Source organism: Labrys methylaminiphilus subsp. lupini, assembly GCF_051161885.1.
Classification (GTDB): domain Bacteria; phylum Pseudomonadota; class Alphaproteobacteria; order Rhizobiales; family Labraceae; genus Labrys.
Genome location: NZ_JBMDIH010000001.1, coordinates 4,524,074 through 4,545,859, shown reverse-complemented (window position 1 = coordinate 4,545,859; position 21,786 = coordinate 4,524,074). Strand labels below are relative to the sequence as shown.

13 protein-coding genes and 1 pseudogene are annotated in these 21,786 nt (G+C 64.2%); 6 read left to right on the top strand and 8 right to left on the bottom strand.

The window, feature by feature from the left end:
- Nucleotides 1-111 precede the first annotated feature (111 nt).
- Both ACN6KF_RS21370 and ACN6KF_RS21365 read left to right on the top strand, forming a co-directional pair.
- Nucleotides 112-1,779, top strand: a complete 1,668-nt coding sequence (locus tag ACN6KF_RS21370) for an amidohydrolase (protein ID WP_434958780.1) — start codon at nt 112-114, stop codon at nt 1,777-1,779.
- 98 nt (nt 1,780-1,877) lie between these two features.
- Complete coding sequence (locus tag ACN6KF_RS21365; RefSeq protein WP_434958779.1) at nt 1,878-3,230, top strand: alpha/beta hydrolase family protein; 1,353 nt, start codon at nt 1,878-1,880, stop codon at nt 3,228-3,230.
- Nucleotides 3,231-3,314: 84 nt separating this feature from the next.
- Here ACN6KF_RS21365 and ACN6KF_RS21360 read toward each other — a convergent pair whose 3' ends face one another.
- From ACN6KF_RS21360 to xdhA, 5 genes and pseudogenes are all read right to left on the bottom strand, one after another.
- Entirely contained in the window at nt 3,315-3,650 is a 336-nt protein-coding gene (locus ACN6KF_RS21360) for a hypothetical protein (protein WP_434958778.1), read from the bottom strand.
- Between the two features lie 171 nt (nt 3,651-3,821).
- Complete coding sequence (locus tag ACN6KF_RS21355) at nt 3,822-5,765, bottom strand: solute carrier family 23 protein (RefSeq protein ID WP_434958777.1); 1,944 nt, start codon at nt 5,763-5,765, stop codon at nt 3,822-3,824.
- A gap of 175 nt (nt 5,766-5,940) precedes the next feature.
- On the bottom strand, nt 5,941-6,831 hold the full coding sequence (gene xdhC / locus ACN6KF_RS21350) for a xanthine dehydrogenase accessory protein XdhC (protein ID WP_434958776.1): 891 nt from the start codon (nt 6,829-6,831) through the stop codon (nt 5,941-5,943).
- Entirely contained in the window at nt 6,824-9,208 is a 2,385-nt protein-coding gene (gene xdhB, locus ACN6KF_RS21345; RefSeq protein ID WP_434958775.1) for a xanthine dehydrogenase molybdopterin binding subunit, read from the bottom strand. The genes xdhC and xdhB overlap by 8 nt, the downstream gene beginning before the upstream one ends.
- A pseudogene (gene xdhA / locus ACN6KF_RS21340) lies at nt 9,201-10,699 on the bottom strand (xanthine dehydrogenase small subunit). The gene xdhB and the pseudogene xdhA overlap by 8 nt, the downstream one beginning before the upstream one ends.
- Nucleotides 10,700-11,239: 540 nt before the next feature.
- On the opposite strand from xdhA, the gene guaD reads away from it, so the two are divergent.
- Both guaD and ACN6KF_RS21330 read left to right on the top strand, forming a co-directional pair.
- Nucleotides 11,240-12,571 carry a guanine deaminase gene (guaD, locus tag ACN6KF_RS21335; RefSeq protein ID WP_434958774.1) on the top strand — a complete coding sequence of 444 codons (1,332 nt, stop codon included), beginning with the start codon at nt 11,240-11,242 and terminating at the stop codon, nt 12,569-12,571.
- A 337-nt stretch (nt 12,572-12,908) separates the two neighbouring features.
- Nucleotides 12,909-14,366 carry an NCS1 family nucleobase:cation symporter-1 gene (locus ACN6KF_RS21330; protein ID WP_434958773.1) on the top strand — a complete coding sequence of 486 codons (1,458 nt, stop codon included), beginning with the start codon at nt 12,909-12,911 and terminating at the stop codon, nt 14,364-14,366.
- Between the two features lie 106 nt (nt 14,367-14,472).
- Here ACN6KF_RS21330 and dctA read toward each other — a convergent pair whose 3' ends face one another.
- Together dctA and ACN6KF_RS21320 are read right to left on the bottom strand one after the other, a co-directional pair.
- Complete coding sequence (gene dctA / locus ACN6KF_RS21325; RefSeq protein ID WP_434959732.1) at nt 14,473-15,777, bottom strand: C4-dicarboxylate transporter DctA; 1,305 nt, start codon at nt 15,775-15,777, stop codon at nt 14,473-14,475.
- Between the two features lie 374 nt (nt 15,778-16,151).
- A complete protein-coding gene (locus ACN6KF_RS21320; protein ID WP_434959731.1) occupies nt 16,152-17,159 on the bottom strand; it encodes a carbon-nitrogen hydrolase family protein in 1,008 nt (335 codons plus the stop codon).
- A 527-nt stretch (nt 17,160-17,686) separates the two neighbouring features.
- Between ACN6KF_RS21320 and ACN6KF_RS21315 the strand changes: the two genes are divergently transcribed.
- The gene (locus ACN6KF_RS21315; protein WP_434958772.1) at nt 17,687-18,649 is read left to right on the top strand and encodes a hypothetical protein; all 963 of its coding nucleotides are present in this window, start codon (nt 17,687-17,689) and stop codon (nt 18,647-18,649) included.
- A 13-nt stretch (nt 18,650-18,662) separates the two neighbouring features.
- On the opposite strand, the gene ACN6KF_RS21310 is transcribed toward ACN6KF_RS21315, so the two are convergent.
- Nucleotides 18,663-19,565 carry a LysR family transcriptional regulator gene (locus ACN6KF_RS21310; RefSeq protein WP_434958771.1) on the bottom strand — a complete coding sequence of 301 codons (903 nt, stop codon included), beginning with the start codon at nt 19,563-19,565 and terminating at the stop codon, nt 18,663-18,665.
- Between the two features lie 320 nt (nt 19,566-19,885).
- Between ACN6KF_RS21310 and gcl the strand changes: the two genes are divergently transcribed.
- Nucleotides 19,886-21,661 carry a glyoxylate carboligase gene (gene gcl / locus ACN6KF_RS21305; protein ID WP_434958770.1) on the top strand — a complete coding sequence of 592 codons (1,776 nt, stop codon included), beginning with the start codon at nt 19,886-19,888 and terminating at the stop codon, nt 21,659-21,661.
- Nucleotides 21,662-21,786 lie beyond the last annotated feature (125 nt).

Below are 21,786 nucleotides of genomic sequence, written 5' to 3'. Positions count from 1 at the left end.
GAGGCATGCGCCAAAACGCGGCAGGCCCGCGGTGCCTCAATAGCTTGCCCGGCCTGCCGGAATAGGCTCTGTTGCGCGCCTTATTGCAACGGCAGGATTTCCGGGGGGCACATGCCGCAGGCCGATCTCATCATCCACAATGCCCGCATTCTCACCATGGATGAGGAGCGCCCGCGCGCCCAGGCCCTGGCGGTCGCCGGCAACCGACTGCTCGCCGTGGGCAGCGACAGCGAGATCCTGGCTCTGGCGGGGGAAGGCACAAGGCGCATCGATGCCAGGGGTGGCACCGTGCTGCCCGGCCTCAACGAAGCCCATATGCACATCTTCGGCGGCTCGGTGTCTCTCACCCAGCTTTCCCTGTTCGGCGTGAAGGGGTTCGAGGCCCTCAGGCAGGCCGTCACCGCCTATGCGGCCGCCAATCCCGATCTTCGCCTGCTCGTCGGCCTGTCGGCCGACTACACCATCCTGTCTGACACCGAGAAGGTCAGCCGCCACCATCTCGATGCCATCCTGCCGGACCGGCCCTTCATGATGCTGGCGCCCGACCGCCACACTGCATGGGCCAACACGGCTGCGCTGAAGGCGGCCGGCATCCTCGAGGGGCGTGACGTCGGGGTGGGCAACGAGATCGTGATGGGCGAGGATGGACTGGCCACCGGCGAGCTCAAGGAAACCAATGCGATCGATCCGGTGGCGGAGATGGGCGTTACCGCCGGGCGCGACCATCTCGGTATCGGCACGGGCGGGGATCCCGATCATGTCACGCCCGAGGAGCGGGCTTCCGATCTGGCGCTGATCCGCCGGGGCCTCGCCTATTGCGCCGAACTCGGCCTCACCAGCGTGCAGGCGATGGACGGCAATCTCTACCAGCTCGAAATCCTGGAGCAGATCGAGCGCGAGCATGGCTTGCCAGTGCGCGTGCGCATGCCCTTCCACATGAAGAACTTCATGGATCTGAGCATGATCGAGGCGAAGGCGGCAGACTGGCGCCGGCGCTTCGACAACGACAGGCTGCGCTGCGATTTCGTCAAGGTCTTCGTCGATGGCGTCACCGAATCCGGCACCGCCGTGATGGTGGACGATTATGCCGACGAACCGGGCTGGAAGGGCGATCCACTGTTCACGCGCGAGCATTTTGCGCGCGTCGCGGTCGAGGCCGACAGGCTCGGCCTGCAGGTGGCCGTGCATGCCATCGGCGATGGCGCCGTGCGCATCGTGCTCGACGGTTATGAGGCCGCGCGCAAGGCCAACGGGCCACGCGACAGCCGGCATCGCATCGAGCATGTCGAGGTCGTCCATCCTGACGACGTCAAGCGCTTCGCCGAGCTCGGCACGGTGGCGTCCATGCAGCCCACGCATCCGCCCGGCTCGGCAGGCCTGCCCCTGGAGCCCTATCTCACCCGCATCGGCGAGGCGCGCTGGCCGCTCGCCTTCGCCTGGCGGACCCTGAAGGATGCCGGCGCGCGTATCGTCTTTGCAACAGACTGGCCGGTCTCGCCATTGTCGCCGCTGAGCTGCATCCAGGATGCGATGACCCGTCAGTCCTGGAAGGACGGCATGCCCGACCAACGCCTGAGCCTGACGGAAACGCTTGCCGCCTATACCAGCGAGGGAGCCTGGGTCGAGTTCATGGAAGACCGCAAGGGCCGGCTCAAGCCCGGCTACCTTGCCGATATCGTGATCCTCTCCGGCGATATCGAGGCCACGCCTGCGGCCGAACTGGCGGCGCTGCGTCCGGTCGCGACGATCTGCGACGGCAGGATCACCCACCAGGCCTGAAACCCGGTCCGTTCACGAAGGCGTCACGACTTCGGTCGTTTGCTGTTCCCCGGGCAAGGCTTGGCTCCACTGCCAGGCCTTGATTGTGGGGACATGCGATGCCGGGTCGCAAGAGTGCCGTCATTCTCACGCATGGCATGGGCGAGCAGATGCCCATGGCGACCCTACGGGGCTTCGCCGAAGCCGTCTGGGTTCACAATCCTGACATTGACGGGCGCCGGCGGGACGATCCGCCGAAGGGTGGAAACCCGGTCTGGTGGAAACCGGACACACGCAATGCCTCCTACGAACTTTATCGCATCACCACCCGGTCAGGCGGTCATCACGAGGGAAGCGACGCGCCGCGAGTCGATTTCTTCGAATTCTACTGGGCCGATCTCACCACGAGCACCACCACGGCCCAGTTGCGCGATTGGTTCATGTCGCTGCTCCTGCGTCGGCCGGGCCGGGTTCCCAGCGATGTCCGTGGCATCTGGCTGGCTCTCTGGATCGCCACGATCGGGGTGATCGGCCTCCTTTCTCTGCAGGGCCTGGCACAAATCCTCGATTGGAAGCTGGATAGCTGGGTGAAGGGGCTGCTCTGGGTCTTCACGGCCCTGAGCGCCATCTTCATCGGCTTCGCCGTCGCCTATTTCGGCGATGTAGCGCATTACATTCGGGCCAAGCCTGCCAATATCCAGGCGCGCCGCGAGATTCGGAAACGCGGCCTCGAACTCTTGCAGACACTCTCGAGGAGCGGCGAGTATGACCGCATCATCCTGGTCGGCCACAGCCTGGGCAGCGTCATCGCCTATGACCTGGTCCGGCTCCTGTGGGCGGAAGAATATGCGGCACGGACATTCGCGCCGGCGGGTAGGGTGGCGGATGCCTTGGCGGCGGTGAGAAAGGCGGGCGAGGACCTCAATGCAAAACCCTCCGACGCCGGTCTCCTCGATGCCTATCAAATCGCGCAAAAGGGGCTGTTCGCAGGCCTCCGGGAGGCGCATTCAGACCCGAGGAAACGCTGGCTGATTTCCGACCTCGTCACCCTCGGCTGCCCGCTCACCCATGCTGAATTTCTGATTGCGCGCGATCTCGAGGCCCTGAAGCAGGATGTCGAGGCACGCCGGCTGCCGAGTGCCCCGCCGGCCACGGAAGCCTCGGGCGATTATGCCTATCCTGTGCCCGATCCGACGGCGGCAGCGATGCGGCTGCACCACGCGGCCCCCTTCTCGCTGGTGCGTTGGACCAATATCTACGACCCGGGCAAGCTGGCCCTGTTCGGCGATATCATCTCGGGGCCGGTTCGCGGCAATTTCGGCACAGGCGTCAGGGATGTCGCTGTCAGAATAAGCGGGCGGGTGCCCCTGATCGGGCGGATCTTCACCCATACCCGCTATTGGGATGAGGATAAGGGAGCCGCCCAGAGCCTGGTGGCGCTGCGCCAGGCTCTGAAACTCGACGAACGATAGCACGAGCCCAGAATCGGGCGAACCCAGCAAGCAAACCTGCCGTTCCCGGCACGTTCGAGGGCTGTAGGCTCTCGGTGCCAACCCTCAGGATTTCTTGGGCTTCTTCTCCGGCAGGGGCAGGCTCGCCGCCTTGGAGTCGGAGGCATTGGCCTTCCCGGAACTTTCCTCCGACGCTTCTTCGGCTTCCTCAGCGCCACTACCGGCGAGCCTATGCTTGATGGCCAAAGCATAGATCGTGTTCAGGACGTTCCGATCAGTCAATTCCGGATCGCTGAGGGCGAGGAAACCTGCCCGGGCGATACGTTTGCTGTTCGCCTTGGAGACTCGGCCTACAATATACGCATGGAGCTCTTCGTCGGTCAGACCCGACGTCGCTCCTTCAATCAGATATTCATAAATTTTCTTCTTGGTGTCGCCCACGTGTCGGTCCTTCGATTGTGAATCGGGCAGACCATGCGTCATCGGGGTGTCACAAACAACCCTGCCCGGGCGGCACCGGCGCGAGGCAAGGATTACAAACGCCGAAAGCCCCCGGCAGGCGATGCGGGGGGCTTTCTTCGCAATCCGTCTGGCGTCAAGCGCCCGGGCGCTTCACACGAACCGCTCCTGCAATTGCACCAGATGGGAGGTGGCGATCGGATTGGCATTGGCGACGAGCTTGTCGAAGCGATGGTTGGCGATCTTGGCGATTTCGATCAGGCCCGTGGAACGCTCGACCGTCGGCGAGTTGGCCATGCGCGACCAACCGGTCGCCAGCACCCGCTCATAGCGCTCGACTTCATGCGCGCAGATGATCAGCGGGAAGCCGAAATGCTTGCGATAGGCCACGGCCAGCCTGTTCACCTCGGCCAGATCTTCATTGTCGATGCCTGCATCGGCGTGATCCAGCAGATAGGTACTGCCTGCGTCGCCTTCGCTACCGAGATCGGCGAAGGAGTTCAGCAATTGCAGCTGTTCCGCGGCCGAGCCGGTGAGCAAGGCGTCATGGAAGGCCGAGCGCAGTGCGATGGTGTCGGCGAAGGGCCGCAAGGCATAGGCCCGTTCCAGCACCCAGGGCGTATTCTCGACCAGGCCGCCGAAGGTCCTGGCGAATTCGGCGCTGCTCATCTTGTTGACGTCGGCGAGGGTGACCAGCGTATGGCCGGGGCGGCCGGCCACGGCGGGGCTGTGCACCTTGCCGACATGGTTGAAGATGATGTTGAGCGCAATGGCCGAAATGGCGCCCAGCGTGATGCCCGAGCCGAAGATGATCTGGGCCCATTGCGGAAAGGCGTTGGCCACGAAGGGTTGCGACGTCACCAGCATGCCCAGGCCCACGCTGGTCGAGACGATCACGATGTTGTTGTGATTGTTGAAATCGACCTTGCTGAGCGTCTGGATACCGACCACGGCCACCGCCGCGAACATGGCGAGCGCGGCGCCGCCGAGCACGGGATGCGGGATGCCGGCCACGATGGCAGCCGCCTTGGGCAGCGAGCCCAGGATGATCATGATCACGCCGGCGGCAACGATCACCCAGCGGCTCTTGACCTGGGTAAGCCGGACCAGGCCGACATTCTCGGCAAAGCAGGTATAGGGAAAGGAGTTGAGCACGCCGCCGATGAAGGTGGCGACGCCGTCGGCCCGGATGGCGCGGCCGATGTCCTCGGGAGCGATGCGCTTCTTGACGATCTCGCCGGTGGCGAAGACGTCGCCGGTGGTCTCGACCATGGTGATGATCATCACCACCATCATCGACAGGATGGCGGTGATCGAGAAGGTCGGCCAGCCGAAATAGAAGGGTGAGGTGTAGCCGACCCAGCCGGCATTGGCGACTTCGCTGAAATGGGCATCGCCCAGGGCCCAGGCTACCAGCGTGCCGGCGACCAGGCCGATCAGCACCGCGACGGTCTGCATGAAGCCGGTGAACACGCGCTGGATGCCGACGATCAGAGCCAGCGTGCCGAAGGCGTAGGCGAGGTTCTTGAGCAAGACCGGGTCCTGCATCGCGTTTGGCCCCTTGCCCACCACGATGTCGTTGGCGGCCACGGGCAGCAGCGCCACGCCGATGATCAGGATCACCGACCCCGTCACCACCGGCGGGAAGAAGCGGGTCAGCCTGGCGAAATAGGAGGCCACGGCGAAGGTGAACAGGCCGGCCACCAGCACGGAGCCATAGATGGAAAGCAGGCCTTCGGTGCCGCCGCCGACGGCGAGGCCGATGGCGATCATCGGGCTCACCGCGGTGAAGGTCACGCCCTGGAGCAGCGGCAGCCGGACGCCGATATTGCCGATGCCGACCGCCTGGATGATCGAGGCGATGCCGCAGGTGAAGAGGTCGGCATTGATCAGGTGGATCAACTGCTCGGGGCTGAGCTTGAGCGCGCTCGCCACGATGATCGGCACCAGCACCGCACCCGCATAGAAGGCGAGTACGTGCTGGAAGCCATAGGTCGCCAGCTTGGCGAAAGGCAGGACCTCATCGACGGGGTGCACCCGCGCCGTTCGCTCCGAGGCGGTGCCGGCCGCCTCGCTGATCTGGGTTAGCGTTGTCATCGGGCGTCTTCCCTCCTGAGTTTGGCGGCCATCGCACCGGACTCAGCAGGGTGTCGACGGCATTCTTATTGCTGTGGCATGGGCGTACAGAGGCGATCCTCGCCGCGAGCGGGAGAAGGGCGCCGGTACTTCAGGTCAGGTTCTGGCCGGAGTCTGGCCGGTACGAGACCGGCGATCAGCCGGTCGAGGCTGCGATGCCCGTCTTGGCCGGAGCCCAGGCGGGGCGTTGCAGCCTGGCGGCGCGCTGGGCGAAGCATCGCACCAGCTCGGCCGCCGTCAGGCTGGCAATGATCTCGGGGCGCTTGTCGTCGACATCGGCGCCGCCGATCGGGCAGGTCAGTTCACCGAGCATGGTCAGGGTGCCGCTGTTGCGCAGGAACTGGCTTTCGAACCGCTTGCGCTTGGTCTTGGAGCCGATCATGCCGACATAGGCGGCATCGCGGCGTTCCAGGGCCGCCTCGGTCAGCCGGTAGTCGAGCGCATGGCTATGGGTGAGGATGACATAGGCGGCGCCGGCCGGGGCGTCCGCGATGGCATCGGCCGGATCCTCCAGATGGCGCACGCGGCAGTTTTCGGGCAGGCCGGCGAGCATCTCGGCGCGATCATCCACCAGCGTCACCGCGAAGGGCAGCAGGCAGAGCATGGCTGCGAGCGCCCGGCCGGTATGGCCGAGCCCGAATACCAGCACCGGCGGCCTGGCTTCCATGAGCTTGGCCTCATGATCTCCGAGCCAGGCGGCAAGCTTGGTGGTCACCGGCTCGAAGCGCAGGGTGACATGGCCGCCGCAGCACTGGCCCATCATCGGGCCAAGCGGCAGGTCCATGCTCTGTGCCTTGGGGCCGCGCCCTTCCTTGCCTTCGGCGATCATGGACCGCGCCACGTCGATGGCATGGAATTCGAGATGGCCACCGCCGATGGTGCCGGCAACCGCATGGGATGTCACCAGCATCAGCGCGTCGACGCCGCGCGGCGTCGAGCCCAGCGCCGCCGCGATCTCGACCAGAATGGCCTGGCGGCCATCGGCTTCGATCGTGGCGAGGAGCTTGCCGATCTCGAGATCAACCATGGCCCCCGCTCCTCTCCCGCACCTTCGCGCGCATCGCCTCGACGGCGAAGAGGACGCGCTCGGGCGTGGCGGGCGCATCGAGATCGGGGAAGATCTTGTGGTCGCCGATGCTGGCCACCGCATCCGACAAGGCGTGCAGGACGGAGACCGGCAACACCAGCGGCGGCTCGCCCACGGCCTTGGAGCGGTGGATCGAAGGCATGTGGTTGGGCTTGTTCAAGAGGTCGATGTTGAAGATGCGCGGACGGTCCGAAGCCACCGGGATCTTGTAGGTGGAGGGCGCGTGGGTGCGCAGGCGCCCCTTATTGTCCCACCACAATTCCTCGGTGGTCAGCCAGCCCATGCCCTGCACGAAGCCACCTTCGATCTGGCCGATGTCGATGGCCGGATTCAGCGAAGCGCCGACGTCGTGCAGGATGTCGACCCGCTCGACCCGGTATTCGCCGGTGAACGTGTCGATCGTGACTTCCGAGGCGGCGGCGCCGTAAGAATAGTAGTAAAAGGCGCGCCCGCGGCCGGCCTTGCGGTCCCAATAGATGTCCGGGGTGCGATAGAAGCCGGAGGAGGAGAGCTGGATGCGGTTGCTATAGACCTCCTTGACGAAATCCGGCCATTCGATCTCGCGATTGCCGACGCGCACGCGGCCGGGCAGGAATTCGACCTGGTCGGCGGGAATACCGTGTTTCTCCACGGCGTAGGCGACCATGCGCTCCTTGATGTTGTTGCAGGCGTTCAGCGCCGCCATACCGTTGAGATCGGTGCCGGAGGAGGCCGCCGTCGGCGAGGTGTTGGGTACCTTGGCGGTGGTGGTCGGCGTGATCTTGACCATGTCGAGATCGATCTGGAAGGCCTGCGCCACCACCTGGGCGACCTTGATGTAGAGGCCCTGGCCCATCTCGGTGCCGCCATGGTTCACGCTCACCGAACCATCGGTATAGACGTTCACCAGCGCGCCGGCCTGATTCTGCCAGCTATTGGTGAAGGAGATGCCGAACTTCACCGGCGTCAGCGCGATGCCGCGCCGGAAGACGCCACCCTGGGCATTCTGCCTGGCGTTTTCGGCGCGGATTTCGGCGCGTCGGGCCTGATAGTCGCTCGATGCCTCGAGCTTGGCGATGATCTCGGCCGAGAGGTCTGCCTCCACCGTCTGGTGATAGGGGGTGAGGTCGCGGCCCGGCCCGCCATAGAAGTTGAGCTTACGGATTTCGAGCGGATCCTTGCCGGTGGCATAGGCCACTTCCTCGATCAGGCGCTCGGCGCCGATTGCACCCTGCGGCCCACCGAAACCGCGGAAGGCGGTGTTGGAGACGGTATGGGTCCGCAAGGGCTGGGCGTTGAGGCGCACGGCCGGATAGAAATAGGCGTTGTCCGCATGGAAGAGTGCGCGGTCGGTCACCGGGCCGGACAGGTCGGCCGAGAAGCCGCAGCGGGCGGCGAACAGGATATCGACAGCCAGGATATGGCCTTCATCGTCGAAGCCGACTTCGTAGTCGATCACGAAATCGTGGCGCTTGCCGGTGGCGACCATGTCGTCGTCGCGATCGGGCCTGAGCTTGACCGCCTGGCCGGTGCGCCTTGCCGCCAGGGCAGCGATGGCGGCGAAGATGTTGCCCTGGGTCTCCTTGCCGCCGAAGCCGCCGCCCATGCGGCGGATCTCGCAGGTGATGGCGTTGCTCGGCACATCCAGTACATGCGCCACCGCATGCTGGATCTCGCTGGGATGCTGGGTGGAGGAATAAAGAGTGACGTCGCCGTCCTCGCCCGGCACGGCGAGGGCGATGTGGCTTTCCAGATAGAAATGCTCCTGGCCGCCGAGATTCATCGAGCGCTTGATGCGCCGGGGGGCGGCAGCCATCGCCGCATCGAGATCGCCGCGGTTGAGGCTCATCGGTTCGGCGACGAGGTCCAAGCTACCGGATTTCTGGCCGTCCTTACGGGCGGCGGCGATGTCGAGAACCGCAGGCAATTCCTCATAGGTGATCTTGGCCTTGGCCGCAGCCAGGCGCGCCTCGTTGCGGGTGCGGGCGATCACGGCGAAGATCGGCTGGCCGTAGAACATCACCTTGCCCTCGGCGAAGACCGGGTCGTCGTGATGGTTGGAGGGGCTGACATCGTTGACGCCGGGAACATCGGCCGCCGTAAGCACCAGTTCGACGCCGGGACTGTCCTTCACCGCCGAGAGGTCGATCTCCTTGATCAGGCCATGGGCACAGTGTGACAGGCCGAGAGCGGCATGCAGCAGGCCTGCCGGTTCGGGCATGTCGTCGATGTAGAGCGCCTCGCCGGCCACGTGCTTGTGACCGGAATCGTGACGGGTGGATTGATAGACGCCGCCGGTGACCTGATCGCGATTTGCAGCGAAGACGGGCTTATGCATGGGCGTCACTCCGGAGGATGCCGGCAACCCGGTGGACGGAACCGGTGGTGGTCTCGGCCTGGAAACGGCGGATCAGATTGGCGGCTACCGTCGAGCGGTAGCGTGCGCTGGCGCGCCAGTCGTCGAGAGGCTTGAAATCACTGGCCAAGGCGAGGGCCGCAGCTTCGGCGGCCTCGGCATTGAAGGCCCGGCCGGCGAGAGCCGCTTCGGCCGCGGCTGCGCGCTTGGGCGTGGCGGCCATGCCGCCGAAGGCCAGTACGGCATTGGTGGTCAGGCCCGCCCCATCCAGCTCGAGGCGGAAGGCGGCACACACGGCCGAAATGTCCTCGTCGAAACGCTTGGAGATCTTGGAGACGTGGAACAGCGTGCCCGGCCTGGGCTTGGGCACGATCAGGGCCTCGACGAAATCGCCAGGCTGACGGTCCTGCTTCTTGTAGGCGATGAAGAACTGCTCGAGCGGCACGGTGCGCCGCTCACCGCCGCGCCGCAGCGTCACGCTGGCGCCGAGGGCGATCAGGAGCGGGGGGAATCGCCGATAGGCGAGCCGTTGGCGACATTGCCGCCGATGGTGCCGGCATTGCGCACCTGCTCCGAGCCGAAGCGGCGGATGAGTTCGTCGATCTGCGGGTCGAGTGCGCCCAGCGCGGCGCGCGCGTCGCTGACCGAGACCAGGGCGCCGATGACGAGGTGGTCGCCCTTGTCTTCGATGCGGTCGAGTTCACCGACGCGGCCGAGCGTGATCACGGTGGCCGGGCGCAGCAGCATCTTGGTGATCCACAGGCCGACATCGGTGGCACCGGCCACCAGGGTGGCATCGGGATGGGCGGCCGTGAGTTCGGCGAGCTGGTCCGAGGTGGCGGGAGCGAACAGCCTGCGCCCGCCTTCGGAAATCTCGATGACCTCCCGGTCGGCAAGACCGGCCAGCTTGCGGGCGATCTCGGCGCGGCCGACATTCAGCGAGTCGGTGCTGGAGGCCTCGATCTCATAGGCCCGGTCGAGCGCCGATACGATCGGGCCATAACCGGTGCAGCGGCACAGATTGCCGGCAAGAGCCTCCTCGATGCGCTCGCGCGAGGGCGCTTCGGCGGCGCCCAGCCACAGGGCGGTCAGCGACATCACGATGCCCGGCGTGCAGAAGCCGCATTGCGAGCCGTGCAGCTCCACCATCGCCTGCTGGACGGGGTGCAGGCCTCCACCAGCCTTCTTCAGATGCTCGACGGTGACGATGTGGCAACCGTCGAGAGTCGCCAGGAAGCGGATGCAGGCATTGATCGCCTCATAGCGCAGTTCGGTCTTGCCGCCGCCCTCTTGGCGCAGCCGTCCGACCAGCACGGTGCAGGCGCCGCAATCGCCCTCGGCGCAGCCTTCCTTGGTGCCGATGAGCCGGCGCTCGTTGCGCAGCCAGTCCAGCAGCGTCAGCGTGGGGTCGAAGCCCTCGAGCGAGAACTGGCGATCGTTCAGTAGGAATCGTACGGTCCGGCGCATGATCATCCATGTGGTTTTGGCGAGGACTGTTGACCAGTTTCCCGGTGTAGCCAACCCTGCAGCATAGTCGATGAAGGCACTGAAGCGAGCCAGGCGAAAATGCCCGGCCCCGAACATACCAATGCATGCCCGGCGACTGGCGACCCGAGAGTGGGTGCGCGGCGACGAACATGCCGGAGGGCTGGAGCCCGGCCGATCCACAACGGGATCGGACTATGTTTGGGGGTGTCGATCCGGCCTCCCTGCGCCGGCGCCTCCTCCCAAGATTTCAACCGGGCTCGTTCCTGGCCTCTTTGTAGCACTTATAATTTCTCGTGGGGCGTCGCAGCGGTAGACAGGCCTCGCATGAAGGACTTCCCAATAAAATGTGACAATCGCCTGAAAGGGATATGGTTATGATGACTGGCATGATCGGTGAGCCATGCCATGGGATCCTGACGCAGTCGCAGGTCCCACGCTGGTGCCCGCATTGAAGGCACGGCGTCTTCACCGGAGAAAAGCGCTCTAGTCGCGCGCCCTGTGCGCCAGCCAGAAGGAAGTGACGTTGTGACGACGAAGGATATCTCGCGGGCGGATACGGCCCTGCGCGGCCGCCTGTTGTGGTTCGTAGAGCGCCCGGAGGAGCACGGCGCAAGCGCCGTGCGTTATATCGAGGACGGTCTGCTGGTCCTGGCCGGCGGCAAGATCCTGGCGGTCGGCGAGACGTCCGTTCTGCGTCCCCAGCTTCCCGCCGGCGCGGTTGTTCACGATCATTCGGGCAAGCTGATCACGCCCGGCTTCATCGATCCGCATATCCATTTGCCGCAGACGCAGGTGGTGGCGTCCTGGGCAGCCCAGTTGCTTGACTGGCTCAATACCTACACTTTCGTCGAGGAGCAGAAATATGGTGATCCGGCCCATGCGGCCCGCGGCGCCGCCTTCTTCTTCGACGAACTGCTTTCCAACGGCACCACCACGGCGGTCGCCTTCTGCTCGGTACATTCCACTTCGGCGGAAGCCTTCTTCGCCGAATCCGAGCGGCGCAACACCCGTATGGCCGCCGGCAAGGTGATGATGGACCGCTATGCGCCCGATGCTCTCACCGACACCGCCAAGTCCGGCTATGACGAGAGCAAGGCCCTGATCGGACGCTGGCACGGCCGAGGCCGGCAGCTCTATGCCATCGCGCCACGCTTTGCCATTACCTCCACGCCCGAGCAGCTCGAAGCTGCTGCCACGTTGTCGCGCGAACATCCGGACTGCCTGGTCGAGACCCATATCTCCGAAAATCTGGAAGAAGTCGCCACCGCCAAGCGGCTCTATCCCGACTGCGCCGACTATACCGCGATCTACGAGAAATACGGGCTGCTCGGCCCGAAGTCGCTGATGGGGCACTCGATCCATCTGTCCGAGAGCGAGCGCCAGCGTTATGCGGATGCCGATGCGGTGGCGGTGTTCTGTCCAACCTCCAACCTCTTCCTCGGTTCGGGCCTGTTCGACTGGAAGGCGATGCGCGATCCTGCCAGGCCGGTGCGCATCGGCGTCGCCACCGATATCGGCGGCGGTACCTCCTATTCCATGCTCCAGACCATGAACGAGGCCTACAAGGTGCTGCAATTGCAGGGCCAGCGGCTGGATTCGCTGGCGCTGTTCCATGCCATGACGCGCGGCAATGCCATTGCCATCGGCCTCGAAGATCTGATCGGCAGTTTCGAACCGGGCCATGAATGTGATGCCGTCGTGCTCGACGCCAAGGCGACGCCTGCCATGGCACATCGCATGGAGACGGTGACCACCCTGGCCGAGGAGCTCTTCGTGCTGATCACGCTCGGTGATGACCGCGCGGTGGAGGAGACCTATGTCATGGGCGAGCCGAAGAAGCCGCGCAAGCGCAGCTGAGACGGAGTATCTGGCCTGAGTTCGCCCACCGTCGCGGATTGGCGACGGTGGACTTTTTATTGCCGGCCTGCTGCGACTTTGCGCGCGCCCATGGTTTGCGGCTGTGCAGGTTGCTTCTCATTCGAGCAGTATTGGCTGAGCTGGCAGTCGAGAGAGGTCAGTACAGATAAAATATCGGTTCTTATTGTTTTGATGTTGATTGACTTGTCTCTTGAGAAGGCTCTGACTGCGACATGCAGGGCCAAGATTCGGCTCAGCCATGACGAATGGAATTGCCGCCGGACATTACCAGACGTCATGCCATGATCTCCGGCGGGCAGGGCAGGAGAGTCGATAAATGGAGATCAAGGGGGCATCGCCCGACCTCTACAACGAGGATCTGGCACCGGCAAAAGTCCGCAATTGGGGGCCGTTCAGCATCTTCAACGTCTGGACATCGGACGTGCACAGCCTGTGGGGTTATTATCTTGCGGCCAGCCTGTTCCTGTTCTGCGGTGGCTTCGTCAATTTCATCGTGGCCATCGGCATCGGCTCGCTGGTCATCTACGCGCTGATGAACCTGGTGGGTTATGCCGGCGTGAAGACCGGCGTGCCCTATCCGGTGCTCGCCCGGGCCTCCTTCGGCATCTGGGGCGCGAACCTGCCGGCTCTGGTGCGGGCCGTGGTTGCCTGCTTCTGGTATGGCGCCCAGACATCGGCCGCCTCGGGGGCCATCGTCGCGCTGCTGATCCGCTCGGAGAGCTTGGCCCAGTTTCATCGCGACGTGCATTTCCTCGGCCATTCCGGGCTCGAAGTAATCTGCTTCGTGGTGATCTGGGCCCTTCAGCTCCTGATCATCCAGAAGGGCATGGAGACGGTGCGTCGCTTCCAGGATTGGGCCGGCCCGGCGGTGTGGGTGATGATGCTGATCCTGGCGATCTATCTCTGCGTCAAATCCGGCAGCTTCGCCTTTTCCAGCGATATTCCCCTCGAGGTTCTCCTGGAGAAGACCAAGGATGCCGGCGTGCCCGGCACGCCCGGCTCCTGGACCTCGCTGTTTGCGGTCGCGGCGATCTGGGTGACCTATTTCTCAGCGCTCTATCTGAATTTCTGCGATTTCAGCCGTTACGCGCCCGACAAGGCCGCGGTGCGCACCGGCAATCTCTGGGGTCTGCCGGTCAATCTGGTACTGTTCTCCATGGTGGCTGGCGTCACCACCATCGCGGCCTATGACGTCTATGGCGAGGTGCTGCTGCATCCCGACCAGATCTCGGCGAAATTCGACAGCTGGTTCCTGGCTCTCCTCGCCGCGCTGACCTTCGCGGTGGCGACGCTGGGCATCAATGTCGTGGCGAACTTCGTCTCGCCGGCCTTCGACTTCGCCAATGTCTTCCCGCGCCGCATCGACTTCAAGAAGGGTGGCTATATTGCAGCGCTGATCGCCTTGGTGCTCTATCCCTTCGCACCCTGGGAAGGCAGCGCCGCCAGCTTCGTCGGCGTCATCGGCTCCACCATGGGGCCGATCCTCGGGGTGATGCTGGTCGACTATTATCTCATCCGCAAGGGCGAGATCGATGTCGAGGCGCTCTATCGCGAGGATGGCGAGTTCCGCTTCCAGGGCGGCTGGCATGTCAAGGCGCTGATCGCAGCCGGCATCGGCGCGCTGTTCTCCTCCATCCTGCCAAACCTGACCAATTGGCTGCCGGCCTGGTGGGGCATCTATGGCTGGTTCTTCGGCGTCGCCATCGCGGGCGTCATCTACTATGTGCTGCGTTCGCTGGCGCCGGGCGTGAAGGTGTCGGGGGCAAAGGCGTAAAAGGTACTCGGGCGAGGGAGATGCGCCGCCGCCGCTCCCTCGTTCCGTACGAAGCTGGGGCGATGTTCCCATCCCCGACTCCAAGTGGGGAGAGTGGCCTTCTTTGTCAGTCCGCCATGTCGCCATTCTCTCCGAGCACCTTGGCGGCTCTTGCCCGGTCGAGGTCCCCTTCCCAGGCGGCGATGACCACGGTGGCGACGCAGTTTCCGACGAGGTTGCCGACGGCGCGGGCCATGCCGATGAACCAGTCGACCGAGAGGACGAGCACGAGGCCGATTGCAGGGATGGAAGGGATCGTGTTGAGCGTGGCCGCCAGGATCACGATGGCCGAGCCCGGTACGCCGTGGGCCCCCTTCGAGGTCAGCAGCGAGACCCCCAGCACCAGAAGCAGGTCCCCGAGCGACAGCGGCGTGTTGGTGGCCTGGGCGATGAAGACGACAGCCAGCGTGAGATAGATCGAGAAGGCATCGAGATTGAAGGAATAGCCGGTGGGAATGACGAGGCCGACCACAGATTTGCGCACACCCAGATACTCCAGCTTGCGCATCACCTGCGGCAGGACGGCGTCCGAAGAGGCGGTCGCCAGGACGATGGCGAGTTCCGCGCGCAGATAGGCCAGGAACCGGAAGATGTTCAGGCCGGTCATCCACATGATGCTGCCCAGCACCACGATGACGAAGGCGGCGACGGCGACATAGTACAGGCCGACCAGCGAGACGAGTTGCTGCAGCGATCCGACGCCGTATTTGCCGACCGTGTAGGCCACAGCGCCGAGGACGCCCAGGGGCGCGAGGCGCACGATGAGCGACATGGCCTTGAACAGGATCGTCGCCACGGCATCCACGAAGGAGGAGATCCTTTCCGCCTTCTCGCCGCCCACGAGCGCGAGGCTGATACCGAAAACGATGGCGAAGAACAGGACTTGCAGCACGTCATTGCGCGCGAGGGCATCGATCGAGGTGGTCGGGATGATGTTGAGGATGAAACTGCCGACGCCGGCGCCCTGCATCTTGTGCGCATTGTCGGCATAGTTGCCCATCGCGCCGGCATCGAGCTTGGTGGCATCGACATTCATGCCGTGGCCGGGGCCGGCGACGAGGGCCAGCAGCAGGCCGAGGGCGAGGGCCACCGTGGTCACCACTTCGAAATAGATCAGCGCCTTGACGCCGACGCGCCCGACCTTGCGCAGGTCCCCGGCGCCGGCGATGCCGTGCACCACCACGCAGAAGACGATCGGCGCCACGATCATCGAGATCAGCTTGAGGAAACCGTCGCTCAGGACCTTCAACTGAACGGAGAAGCCCGGCGCGGTCATGCCGAGCACGACGCCGAGCGCGAGGGCGACGAGAACCTGGAGGAAGAGGGAATTGATGAGTGGTTTTCGGCCGGCCGGGGCCGTGATGGCATCCATGGTCATCGGAATAGTCCTGTCCGAAGGGGCAGCGGTCGGTGGTTGCCCCGCAACCGGCCGGCACGTCTTGCGCCTGGGGTGACGACGAGCCCACCCCCGCGTCGCCGACGGCGCGCGTCAGGCTCGCTCAGGAAATTCAAGCAAGGAGCATGCCAGCTGGTGTTTGCCGTGGCCTTCGTGCCGAAAGGTGGACACCCCTTTTGCGCAGCAATGATGCGGCGACAGTGACCAAAGGGGCCCGGGGGCAATGCAGTTCACATAAGGAGGAAACGCTCCGATTTGTCATTGCCAGGTCAAGCCCGGCAATGACAAAGGTCGTGCAAACTCGAAGACGCTTAAGTGAACGGCATTGGCCTTTGGGTCTCTTTTGCCGATCAGAACGAAGTGCGGGCGTCGCTTCTGGGATCGCCGTCTATCTTATGCGCCTCGTAAAGATCGGAGCGGGCGGTTCGTCGCCATGGCCGCGCGGGATGCTCGCGATCGGCCGAGATGTCGGAGACGAGGAGGGCCGGCGTGCCGTCTGACGGGCATTGGGCTTTCCATCGGCCGTCCGGCGCGGCTATTCCAGCGGGGATCGTCATGCTTTGCGGCGCATGGGCGGCGTAACTGACCCAATAGGCATTGCTGGCGGCATGTCCCAATGCCTCCGCCGCGAAAGGCGGCGCGGCCGATGGGGTCTCTCCCGTCGTCGAGAACAGGACGCAATCGACATCCAGACTCTCATACTCGGTGAATATCTCCGGATAGTGCGCCTCCATACCGAGCGCACAACCGAAACGGAGGTCGTCGACCTCGAAGGTCACCGGGCCTTTCCCCGGCGAATACATGAAGGAGATCTTGGTGTTCGAGAGCAGGCGCTCGTCATAGCGGGTGACGAGGTCGCCGCGATCGGACACGACATAGAGGCTGTTGTGCGGCCGGTGCGGCGGCGTGAGGCGATGGACCGACCCGAACACTGTCCAGAGCCCGAGTTCCCGCGCGAGCGTGCTGATCATGTCCAGTTGCTCGCGCAGAACCGCCCAGTCGAATCGAGTCCAGTCGGAAGGGCCGATATCCCCAGGGCCGTTCTGCGACATGATGCGCTTGTTGGGGGAGCAGGTTGCGCCCTCCGGGAAATGGATGAGCCGCGCGCCTTCCTTATGAGCCTCACGCATCAAGCGCCGCATTTCCTCGCCAGTGGCGCGGAACCCGGAACTATCGCGGGGATCGTTGAAGAGCGAGGTTTGCGCGACCGCCAGCCGTAGCGATTGCGTGTCGGTATGGCTCGGCGACGGATCATGTCCCGATGTCTGGCGGATATGTCTGAGAGCGGCGGCATAGGACTCGCTCGTTTTGGCTGCGCGCGCACGGACACGGCGCTTGAGATTGCCATTCTGCGTCATTGTCAGGCCTTTCACGCCCCGGACGCAAGTTCCCCAGCAACCACGCCCGAAACGATCGGACCACGACAACGACCCGAGACAGAAGTCCCTTTGCCTCCGTTTAAGGCCATGCTGGGGAAGGCCTTGGGAGGTTGGGCGTCGGTCACGCCAACATTGAAGATGTCGATACGGTGGCAATTCGTCAAGCCGCCGCAGAAGTCTTCAAACGAAAGGCGGCGGCAACCTTCTCAGTCCGCGCTATCCAGTGTGCCGAGCACGAAGCCTCCACCCTGCGTGTTGAAATCTTGAGGCGAATGCGAACGAGATGGCCGGGGACATGCCGCAGGTTTTTTTCATTCAAAGCCGGAGAACAGTTCTTCATTCTCATAATAAATCCCTCGTGGGACGCACAATGTGTCGAATTTTTCTCAAGCGGTAGGTATCTACCGTCCGACGCTTTACATAATTGTCAAATAATACTTCTTGAGAGATATGGAGGTGCCTGTATAGACTGTGTTATATACTTCGCAGTTCATTCGGGGTGGGCAATGAATTGGAACGGCGCCTTTCCTTTCGACAGTCACGACATGTCGGCGCTTTACACCATGGAGGTCGCGCGGCACGAGGAGCGGCAAAGGCGCGGTGCCGAGATCGCAGCGGCCAATGCCGCGCTCGATATCTATGCCGGCATCGACGGCACCGGCCCCTATTCCGACCGGGCCTATGAGGCGGAGTTCGGCGATAGTTTCGTACAGCGCCTGCATCGGAGCTGGGGCAACGAAGCGCGATATTACCGGCGCGGCCCGAGCCTCGACGGCGTCTCGACGCCGGCCCTGGGGATCGGCGCCTATCGCTCTGTGCGGGAGCGCTATCGGCACAAAGCGTCCGGACCCAAGCGCATCTTCTTAGCCGGCTATAGTCGTGGCGGTGCGGCAGTGGTCTATACCGCTTCGCTGCTCGCGCTGGAGGGGATTGCCGTCGACGGCCTATTCCTGTTCGATGCGGTCGACAGGCAGCCCTTCAATGCGCCGCTCTTCATTCCGCCCAATGTCCGGGTGTGCTTCCATGCCCGCCGGGATCCGAAGACGGGTTCACGGTCGCTGTTCGGCAGCTATGCGACACGGCGCATGCCGGGCGCGCCCACCATTTACAAGCAGCAATATTTCTTCTGTACCCATGGCGGCATGGGTGGCACACCCTGGGGCGTCGCCGACCCGGACGGCATTATCAACGAATCCAACGATTATCTGCCGCCCGGCGCCGGCGGGGCGCGGCGTCCGTCCGTTTCGGCGGCGGAGCGGCTGGCCGGCGACCGGACGACCCGCGAAATCCTGAAATATATGGCACCGGGAGCCTATGGCGCCCTGGAGGCCTATGACGCCTACAAGCATTTCGGCAGGACAAAGGTGACCTTGGCCCAGGAGCAGGCCGAGTCGGCCCGGGTCTGGATCTGGATGTCGACGGCCCTGAAGGTCCTGCGCCGGGAACTGGCTGCCGTCCCGGTCTCCTGAGCGGCGGAAACGTTTATTGGCGGCCCGGCCGGGCCCGCCAATCGGCCAGGAAGCGGCGCGCGAAGCCCAGGAAGCGTGCCAGCACCGGGCTGGGCTCGCGCTGATAGACCATGCTGACGTCGGCAGTGGGGGTCGGTGGCACGAGGTCGCGGTAAATAACTTCGGGCCGCGACAGGGCGCTGACGCTGCGCGGGGCAAGGGCGATGCCGAAGCCCGCCGCGACCAGGCTGGTGAGTGAATAGGATTCGATCACCTGTTGGCTGATGCGGGGAATGAAGCCGGCCTCTACGCAGCATTGGCGCAGATAGACCGCAAAGCTGGAATCACGCAGGCGCAGGAAGACATGCTCGTCCTCGTGGAGTTCGGCGAGAGCGATGGAGCCGCGCTCGGCGAGGCGATGGCCTGATGGCAGGAAGACGCCGACAGGCTCGCGCCAGGCGGTCTCGCGGACGAGTTCGGCATCCTCGGGCGGCATGCGCAGGAAGCTGACGTCGACGGCCCGGGTCGAGAGCGCATTGAGCTGGGCTTCGGGGGCCATTTCGTGCAGGCCGATCACCACGCCCGGAAAGCGGCGCCGGTAGTCCGCCATCAGGGCGGCGAGCGGGCCGAGCAGCATGGAGCCGGTTGCCGCCACGTTGAGTGCGCCCGTCATGCCCTGGCCGATCGCCTTGACCTGCGTCGCGGCAAGTTCGGCGCTGGCGATGATGCTGCGCGCATGGGCGAGAAAGGCCGTGCCGGCTTCGGTGAGCATCACCTTGCGGCTGGTACGCAGGAACAGCACGGCGCCGAGCTCATGCTCGAGGTCGCGGATTTGCTGGCTCAGCGGGGGCTGCGAGATGTGCAGGCGCTGCGCGGCGGCCGTGAAGCTGAGTTCCTCCGCCAGGGCGATGAAGTAGCGCAGATGGCGCAGTTCCATGGCAGCCACCGATCCATATCTTTTAGCTATTGATTATACCGAACCATATATTGGACTAATAGTCGTTCCCCTGCAATCTTCAGGCAGCAATGAGCGGGAAAGACCGCTCCGTCGAACAATTCATACCGCCTTGGATTCGATCCCGTCGGTCGCATGCGAGGCGCGATTTTCAAGAACGACATTCAATCCCGTTGAATCGAATATCGTTCATGATTTCAAAAAGATAGACGCGTCTTTCCGATCCAGTCGGATCGGAAAGCGCTATGAAACCGACGCAAATTCCGATCCGCGGATCGAAGAATGCTTGAGGAGAAACGCTCATGGCCCGCATGACCGCGGCGGAAGCTGCTGTGCACATCATGGAGAAGGAAGGCGCCCAGTGTGCTTTCGGCGTCCCCGGTGCTGCAATCAACCCGCTCTATGCCGCGCTGCGCCCGCGTAACCAGATCAAGCATGTCCTGGCCCGCCATGTCGAGGCGGCGTCCCACATGGCCGAAGGCTATACGCGTGCCAAGGCCGGCAATATCGGCATTTGCATCGGCACCTCCGGCCCGGCCGGCACCGACATGATCACGGGTCTCTACTCGGCGGCGGCCGATTCCATTCCAATTCTGTGCATCACCGGCCAGGCGCCGCGCGCCCGTCTGCACAAGGAGGACTTCCAGGCCGTCGACATCGCCGCGATCGCCAAGTCCGTCACCAAGATGGCCGTCACCGTGATGGAGCCCGCCCAGGTGCCCGGCACCTTCCAGCAGGCCTTCCATCTGATGCGCTCGGGCCGCCCCGGCCCCGTGCTGATCGACCTGCCCTTCGACGTGCAGACGGCCGAGATTGAGTTCGATCCGGAAACCTATGAGCCGCTGCCCGTCTACAAGCCCAAGGCCACCCGCGCCCAGATCGACAAGGCCATCGCCCTCCTCCAGGCGGCCGAGCGCCCGCTGATCGTGGCCGGCGGCGGCATCATCAATGCCGATGCCTCCGACAAACTCGTCACTTTCGCCGAACTGACCGGCGTGCCGGTGATCCCGACCCTGATGGGCTGGGGCACCATCCCCGACGACCACCCCTTGATGGTGGGCATGGCCGGCCTGCAGACCAGCCACCGCTACGGCAATGCCACGCTGCTCGCTTCCGACTTCGTGCTCGGCATCGGCAATCGCTGGGCCAACCGGCACACCGGCACAATGGAGGTCTACACCAAGGACCGCAAATTCGTGCATGTCGACATCGAGCCGACCCAGATCGGCCGGGTCTTCGCGCCCGATTACGGCATCGCCTCGGATGCGGGCCTGGCCCTCGATGTCTTCATCGAAGCCGCCCGGGAACTGAAGGCGCAGGGCAAGCTCAGGGATCGCTCCACGTGGCTGGAGGAATGCCGCGAGCGCAAGAAAACCCTGCTCCGCCGCACCCATTTCAGTGAGACGCCGATCAAGCCGCAACGCGTCTATGAGGAGATGAACAAGGCTTTCGGCCGCGACACCACCTATGTCTCGACCATCGGCCTGTCGCAGATCGCGGCCGCCCAGTTCCTGCATGTCTACAAGCCCAGGGGCTGGATCAATTGCGGCCAGGCCGGTCCGCTCGGCTGGACGCTGCCGGCGGCGCTCGGCGTCTGCGCTGCCGATCGCAGCGCTTCGGTGGTGGCGATCTCGGGCGACTACGATTTCCAGTTCCTGATCGAGGAGCTGGCCGTCGGCGCCCAGTTCAACCTGCCTTATGTGCATGTGCTGGTGAACAACGCCTATCTCGGCCTGATCCGCCAGTCCCAGCGCGGCTTCAACATGGACTTCCAGGTCCAGCTCTCCTTCGAGAACATCAACACGCCGGAACTGGGCGTCTATGGTGTGGACCATCTCAAGGTGGTCGAGGGCCTGGGCTGCCGCGCCATCCGCGTCACCGACCCCGAGAAGCTCTATGACGCCTTCCAGGAGGCCAAGCGCCTGGCCGCCGAACTGCGCGTGCCGGTAGTGGTCGAGGTGATGCTGGAGCGCGTCACCAACGTCGCCATGGGCACCGATCTCGACAAGGTCACGGAATTCGAGGATCTCGCCCTCGACGCCTCCGACGCGCCCACCGCGATCGCACTGCTGGACTGAGTTTTTACCCTCCCCTGGAGGGGGAGGGTCGGCCAATAGGCCGGGGTGGGGTGAGAACCGCTGCCCCTGGCCAATGTGATTGAATGAGAGCTCGTTCTCCGACGGTCGAGCCATCACCCCACCCC

Coding starts and splice junctions, on each gene's coding strand:
- ACN6KF_RS21365 (WP_434958779.1), top strand. CDS start 1,878: ATGCCGGGTCGCAAGAGTGCCGTCATTCTCACGCATGGCATGGGCGAG.
- xdhB (WP_434958775.1), bottom strand. CDS start 9,208: ATGCATAAGCCCGTCTTCGCTGCAAATCGCGATCAGGTCACCGGCGGC.
- ACN6KF_RS21310 (WP_434958771.1), bottom strand. CDS start 19,565: ATGGAACTGCGCCATCTGCGCTACTTCATCGCCCTGGCGGAGGAACTC.
- ACN6KF_RS21320 (WP_434959731.1), bottom strand. CDS start 17,159: ATGACGCAGAATGGCAATCTCAAGCGCCGTGTCCGTGCGCGCGCAGCC.
- ACN6KF_RS21315 (WP_434958772.1), top strand. CDS start 17,687: ATGAATTGGAACGGCGCCTTTCCTTTCGACAGTCACGACATGTCGGCG.
- ACN6KF_RS21355 (WP_434958777.1), bottom strand. CDS start 5,765: ATGACAACGCTAACCCAGATCAGCGAGGCGGCCGGCACCGCCTCGGAG.
- dctA (WP_434959732.1), bottom strand. CDS start 15,777: ATGGATGCCATCACGGCCCCGGCCGGCCGAAAACCACTCATCAATTCC.
- ACN6KF_RS21370 (WP_434958780.1), top strand. CDS start 112: ATGCCGCAGGCCGATCTCATCATCCACAATGCCCGCATTCTCACCATG.
- gcl (WP_434958770.1), top strand. CDS start 19,886: ATGGCCCGCATGACCGCGGCGGAAGCTGCTGTGCACATCATGGAGAAG.
- xdhC (WP_434958776.1), bottom strand. CDS start 6,831: ATGGTTGATCTCGAGATCGGCAAGCTCCTCGCCACGATCGAAGCCGAT.
- ACN6KF_RS21330 (WP_434958773.1), top strand. CDS start 12,909: ATGGAGATCAAGGGGGCATCGCCCGACCTCTACAACGAGGATCTGGCA.